The sequence below is a fragment of the Dietzia sp. NPDC055343 genome, assembly GCF_053645265.1.
In genome coordinates, this window is the sequence record NZ_JBSHMJ010000071.1 from 1 (window position 1) to 6,205 (window position 6,205).

Below are 6,205 nucleotides of genomic sequence, written 5' to 3' on the forward strand. Positions count from 1 at the left end.
GATGAGCGCGCGCAGCCCCTCGAGCCGTCCGGAACCGCGGTAGCTCTGCTCACCGTGGTCGGGCTGCGGGCTCATCTCGCCGGTCAGGCCGGGGGCCCCTGCTCCTGCGCGGGGAAACCGCCCTCTGCGTTGGTCAGTGCTCTGGCATTCCGTGCGATATCGCGCGTGGTGCTCATATCTCGACCGTAGGGGAGGACCTGGCGTGGCCCCACCGGTCGGCGTCCGCGGTGGTTGATGTCGCGGGTCTGACGACGACGACGCCGTCGCCGAGCGTTCCGCGAGGGTTCGGTCAGCTGTGGCCCGGGCCCCCGCTCATTCCCGGTGCAGCGCGTCCGTGCACCGCAGCCGGAGTTTCTCCAGTTGCTCGCCCTGCTCGCGAACGCGGGTGGCCAGTTCCTCGAGGGTGGCCTGGGGGAGTCGCGGGTCGGCCCGAGTCACCGAGGCCTGATCACAGAAGCGAGAAACCTGCCGGTAGTCCAGATCGACCTGTCAGGGCCAGCACCGTCGTTATGCGGTCGGACGGGGACGCGATGTCGGCGAGAAGTGCCACACAGTAGGCAGCGGCTTCGGTGTGTGCATGTGGGATCGGCTGCTGAGATGCTGACGCGAGGTCGATTCCGTGGACGGTCAGTTCGAATGCACGGGTGGGGAGATAGCTCATGAGTGTCATCGCCCCGACAGGGGTGGCGACCAGTGCATTATCGGGACTGGCATCGATCACGGCGGTCACGCGTTGAGCGATGTCGAGCGCGGCGTTGATCGGGTTCTCTCCCAGCGCGGCCCCGGCGTCCCGGCCCCGCGCGATGACCTCGGTAGGGTCGGCGAGCCCGCTAGCAGCGGCGGCGTGAAAGTACGCTGCCGGGCTTGCCAGGTCCGGTGCTGACGTGCCGGCCGAAGACCGGAGATAGGACTCGGTGGTGAGAAACGCCCGGGTGGTGTGACCGAGGAGAGCCCGTAGGTCCCAGTCACCCAACCCGGGACGCGTGAGATCGGTGGAGCGGAGGCCTTCGATGACATGGGTGAATCCCTCGGCCGCCAGATCGAACCACGTTCGATGCATCATCGGGCAAGTCTTCCTGCCGCATATCGTGGTAGTCAATGCTCACAGCGCTATCGGGAGGCCATCTCCGCGCGCTCGACAGTTTCACCGCGCCAGCAGCCCCTTGGCGCGGTTCGGTCAGCTGTGGCCGGGCCCCCGCTCAGTCCTGGTGCAGCGCGTCCGTGCACCGCAGCCGGAGTTTCTCCAGTTGCTCGCCCTGCTCCCGGGCGCGGGTGGCCAGTTCCTCGAGGGTGGCCCGGGGGAGTCGCGGGTCGGCGATGTCGATCAGCGCCTTCCACCCGAGTTCCTTGCCGGCCACGGCGAGCGTCAGCGCCTCGAGCTCCAGCAGATCACTCAGCGGGGACCGCTCGGCGAGCCGCTGGTTGGGCTTGAGCTGACCGACCTTCTCTGCGGCGCGGGCGGGCAGGTCCTTGAGTGTGGAGGGCGAAGTGCCCACGAGCGTCATCAGGTCTTCGAGGGACCGCTTGTCCTCCTCCGTCTGGTCCCCGAGCCGGGAGACCACCTCGCGGATGTGGGCGTCGTCGTGGCTCTCGGCGACGCGACGGAACAGGTCGACACCCGCGGCCGCCCCGGCGTGGTGGTCCTGCATGTACGTGTGCAGCATCTCGGTGGCCATGCCGTGACGGTACGACCGTCACAGGCGCCGTCAACCGGTGCGGGCGGGATTTCTGATGCGGGCTGCGCCGCCGGCGAGTCCTGATTTGGCGGCGATGGTGGCCTCGTACCTTCGGGTACACCTTTGTGGGACGGCCGGGCGTCCGCCATCGCTGCTGTGTCATAGGGTCGGGTTCGGTCTTTATGAAACGCCTTCCCGTCGGGTCTAGTATCTATTGCTACAAATTCCAGGCGAAAGGGTCTTCCGATGGCTGATCGGATTGGGACGTTGCTGAACCGTCGGGTGACGGTGGCCAGGAGGTGCTCATCGTCAGCCGCGGGAAGGTGCGGACTCGGTTCCGTCGCCGAGGCGAGTTGGGTTGGAATTTTCGGGTGGCGTCGACGGACTCGGAGAACGTTATCGAGCGGATGCCAGAGCCGGAGCTGAAGCCGGCCCCGAAACCGGCTCGCGGGGCCTCGCGTCCGCGAGGGCAGTGGGTGGCGTACGTGCGGGTGTCGGCCGCGGATCAGAACGAGGCGCGTCAGCTCGAGGCGGTGGGGGAGTGTGACCGGGTCTATGTCGAGAAGCAGTCCGCTCGCTCGCGGGCCGACCGTGTGAAGCTCGCCGAGTGCATCGGGTATCTCCGGGACGGTGACGAGCTGGTTGTCGCCTCGATGGACCGACTCGCTCGATCCCTGGTCGATCTCAGGCAGATCGTCGGCGAGATCACCGCAAAGGGAGCCAGTGTGGAGTTCGTCCACGAACGGGCCACCTACGCCGCCGGCGCCCAGGATCCTCGAGCAGACCTGATGCTCTCGCTGCTCGGGGCGTTCGCCGAGTTCGAGCGAGCGATAATTCGTGAACGCCAATCCGAGGGCATCGCCATCGCCAAAGCGAAGGGCAAGTACAAGGGACGCAAACGCGTCCTGACTGACGAACAGATCGATAAGGCCCGGGCCCGCATCGAGGCGGGGGAGGGACCGTCAGCGATCGCCCGCGAGCTCGGTGTGGGTCGATCCACGTTGTACCGGGCACTCAAACGCTACGCGGCGAATGCCGAAGCGTGACTAAATTTGCGCTGTTCAGGACTCTGCCGACCGGGTGTGACTGATGGTTGAGGTGTTGGCCAGAGATGAGGAGTAACTGGTGCATGGCGACCTTGCGAAGCAGGGCACCTACTTCGCATGGTCGCCAGAAGTAGTGCTGACTGTGCAGCGCTCTCCCCTGCATCACTGAAAGTAGATAGGTATGACCTCGAACCACGATCCGATCCCTGCCATCGACCTCACGCGCGCGCCCCTCGGCGAGATGGCCGCTGAACGTCTTGTCGCCGCGGTCTCAGCTCATGGTGATCTCGCAGAAGACCACTACCTTGAGCTCAAGGGGCCGCCAGACCTCGGTTCAAAGACGGTCATGGCCAAGGTGGCTAAGTTCATCCTTGGTGCCGCCAACCGGTTGCCTGACCGTGCCGCCGAAGCCTTCGGAGGGTACGCCGTCATGATCGTCGGCATTACCGAGAATGGCGTCGAGGGTGTGCCTCCGATGGAGAAACTTGAACTTTCGAAGGTGATTCAGCGATATCTCGGTGCAGCTGGCCCCCGCTGGGACATCGTGCGCGTCCCGCTGCAGGGCACGCCCAATCAGGTTCTGATCTTCATCGTCGACCCTCCACAGAAGGGGCAGCCCCCCTTCGCTTGCCGAGCCAACGGTGAAGGCCTCCAAGACGGCCGCATCTACTACCGGGGAGATGGGGAAACCCGTGAAGCGACCGCCGACGAACTAGATCTATTGCTGGCGCGCGGGGCTGCAAATTCGCCGGCGCCGGTCGACCTCGAGGTCGCTGTCAAAGGCGCAGTCGTACCTCTCACTGTTGACGAGGCCACCCTGAACGAGCTGGTTGAGAAGGTGCGCCGACGCTTGCTCGCTGCACTCCCTGCGCCGGAGTCTAAAGAGCCCTTGGAAACTGGTTTGGCAGCAGGGGCTGCCAGCTACTTGAGCGCAGCAATGGGTTCCGCTTCCCTATCGCGACTGCGGGCAGATCAAGCAGCCGCAAGTCGGATTGCGGGTATAGCCGCTACCGAGGACCCAGAGAACCGCTCCGAAGACGAGTACAGAGCCGAAATTGATGCCTGGGAGGAGCGCTTCCGTCGAGCTTGGGCAGACGCCATAGAGCTGTTCGCCGCGCAGTCTCTGCCTGCGATCGAAGTAGCAGTAGTCAATAAAACCCAGACGTTTCTGCATGACGTTGAAGTGAAGCTCCACCTCGAAGAACCTGTTGTGGTTGTGGACGCTCAGGGAGATCAAGACGGGCCGGGGTGGGACGACCTGCAGCTACCCTCTCCACCTCGGAAATGGGGACCCGTTAAGCGAGAACTTCGCTTTGGTCCTGGGTACTCTGCCAACTTCGTCAACCCATTGTCGTTCGTGCCCGATTCGTACTCGCCTTCCGACGTTGAATGGACGACGTCTGAGACGGTCAGCGCGGAGGTCGCCGTGGGGGATCTCCGGCCGAAGGCCACGTTCCAGACCTGCGACGGTGACGTCGCCCTTCTCGTCAATGGCGAGGCCCCTGAACAACTTCGAGGTACTTGGACCGCAACCGTGCGCGGATACAACGAGGTGTTCACAGGCGAATTGGTGTTGAAGACCGCCGAGCCCACCTATCTCACGGGCTTGATTCGAGAGTTCTTCGATCTGGGGGAAAAATAGTCGACGGCCGACTGGTGGGGACCAGTCCCCGGCAGACTGCCAGTGCCATCATCGCATCGGTCAACGAGACGGTGAAGTAGTAGCGAGCACAGAGGTGTATCGCAGTAGAGAATCGTCAAACGCAGTAGCTTGAACCTCGCAGAACTGCGATTTCCTAGTACGGGATATGGGCCGGTCGGGATGCTGAGAGGATTGGCGTCCATGAGCGAGACTCGGAAGCCGAACACCGGGCGTTTCGGCTGGAATGGAGGGCTTCCGCGTGGAGATAGTGGTGTTCATCGACACCAACGTGCTTAACGGTCACCCGTGGCTTGAGGGCCAGGTCTGGCAGGACTTACTACGTGATCGTCATGGCCTCGACGTCCGTGTAGTTCTCTCCGAAGTCGTGGTGGTTGAGAACTCCGGGATGGTCAACCGAGAGGCAGGCCCCGCCCTTGATGCTCTGCGAAGGGGTCAGCTACTTGGTGCCGACTTTCAGGAACACGCGACCGAGCAGTTGCAGACCTACGAGAAGAGATTCCGCGAGCGGCTTCGTGATCTGGGAATTGAAGTACTTGAACCGACTCGTAAGCACTTCCTCGGAGCAGTGAAGCGAGCTGCCCAGCGGATGGCCCCGGCTCTGCCCACGTCGCAAGGTAAGGCCAAGCCCGGGGGAACGCGCGATGCGGCTTTGTGGCTTCAGTTGCTTGACCTTGCACGCGATGCGCCATCTGCCCAGGTGTGGATGGTTACCAACAACAGCTCAGACTTCGGTGCGTCGACGGAGCGAGAGTCGGCAGAGCTTAAACAAGAGGAAGCTCCAGAGCTTGCTGAGCGCTGGCACGCTGACCTGGCCCGCGAGCTGAAGAAATACGGCCTGCTTGATAGCGTTTACCAGGCTCGACAGATTCGAACCTTCGTTCAACACCTAGATGCGCTCGAAGTGGCAGCGGCCGACCGAGAGGGCGACGAACTGCCCGGTCTAACTGACGACTTGCGCCTCCAGGTCGCGATCTCGCTCCGAACACTCGCAGCAGGGTGCACGCTGCCTTCCGACTCTCTGCCAGGGGTAGACAATGTCAGCGAGATTATGGTCCTCGACGTCGAGATCGATACGGACAAGATAATCCTCAGCGATGTCACCCACCCTCCCGGTGAGGACACATGGAAGGGCAACGTGGCGGTGACATGCCCGGCCCAGGTCCTTGTTCGAACCGCGAGCGGGGATTCCAAGCGCCATCGCCGCGTCACGGTACGCGGCTTGGTGGAAGTCTCCGCCGGCGGAGCCATCGCGATCAGTCAGGTCGCAGTTCAGCTCCACCAGACTCTCAAGGAGACCCAAGAGGTCATGGCCCGTCGCCTCGCGCCCCACTTCGAGCCATTGCAGACGCAGCTGGCTGCTACCGACTGGGCGTCGGGCTTGGCCGCCCAGGAGGGTGAGAGCTTCAGGCGGGCCCGGGAGGCAGTACGAAAAGCCGCTCCAAACCTCGGGGAGATTGCAGAATTCTCGACGTTGGCTAAAAGTTTCGGGAACACACCAGGTCTGGCAGCGGAAATAAAGCGGATAGCAGATTCGATCTCCGCTCCCGATTTGTTGACTGGGTTTGGCGACCCCGCTCCGGGAAAACCGCACACGCAAGCTGGTACAGATGCAGGGCTCCACGAAGCGAGCACTGACGACCAGCAAGAAGACGGCACAGGTTGACATAAGGTCTGGTTCTCGGCGCACTTGGGCGTGCTTCACGCGACGCGCTGGTGCGACACGTCTGAATCGCACTGGGTTGGTTGGAGTCTCCATCGTTTGGAAACGAGGATGGACTCATGCCGAAGGATACGAACCCGAGCAAGCCGACTACGCGTCG

At 63.2% G+C, this 6,205-nt stretch carries 5 protein-coding genes and 1 pseudogene; 3 read left to right on the forward strand and 3 right to left on the reverse strand.

The genetic code is table 11. The annotated features are described in order from the left end of the window. Positions 1–312: 312 nt before the first annotated feature. From ACWIE7_RS18030 to ACWIE7_RS18040, 3 genes are all read right to left on the reverse strand, one after another. Entirely contained in the window at positions 313–438 is a 126-nt protein-coding gene (locus tag ACWIE7_RS18030; RefSeq protein ID WP_454070169.1) for a hypothetical protein, read from the reverse strand. Positions 439–448: 10 nt separating this feature from the next. Next, a complete protein-coding gene (locus ACWIE7_RS18035) occupies positions 449–1,063 on the reverse strand; it encodes a maleylpyruvate isomerase N-terminal domain-containing protein (protein ID WP_454070170.1) in 615 nt (204 codons plus the stop codon). A gap of 136 nt (positions 1,064–1,199) precedes the next feature. Beyond that, the gene (locus tag ACWIE7_RS18040) at positions 1,200–1,676 is read right to left on the reverse strand and encodes a hypothetical protein (RefSeq protein WP_454070171.1); all 477 of its coding nucleotides are present in this window, start codon (positions 1,674–1,676) and stop codon (positions 1,200–1,202) included. Between the two features lie 246 nt (positions 1,677–1,922). On the opposite strand from ACWIE7_RS18040, the pseudogene ACWIE7_RS18045 reads away from it, so the two are divergent. The 3 genes and pseudogenes from ACWIE7_RS18045 to ACWIE7_RS18055 all read left to right on the forward strand — a co-directional run bounded on the left by ACWIE7_RS18045 (position 1,923) and on the right by ACWIE7_RS18055 (position 6,048). Further along, positions 1,923–2,722: pseudogene (locus ACWIE7_RS18045) on the forward strand (recombinase family protein). Between the two features lie 181 nt (positions 2,723–2,903). Continuing rightward, a complete protein-coding gene (locus ACWIE7_RS18050) occupies positions 2,904–4,364 on the forward strand; it encodes a hypothetical protein (protein ID WP_344995317.1) in 1,461 nt (486 codons plus the stop codon). A 259-nt stretch (positions 4,365–4,623) separates the two neighbouring features. After that, complete coding sequence (locus ACWIE7_RS18055) at positions 4,624–6,048, forward strand: PIN domain-containing protein (RefSeq protein WP_454070172.1); 1,425 nt, start codon at positions 4,624–4,626, stop codon at positions 6,046–6,048. Positions 6,049–6,205 lie beyond the last annotated feature (157 nt).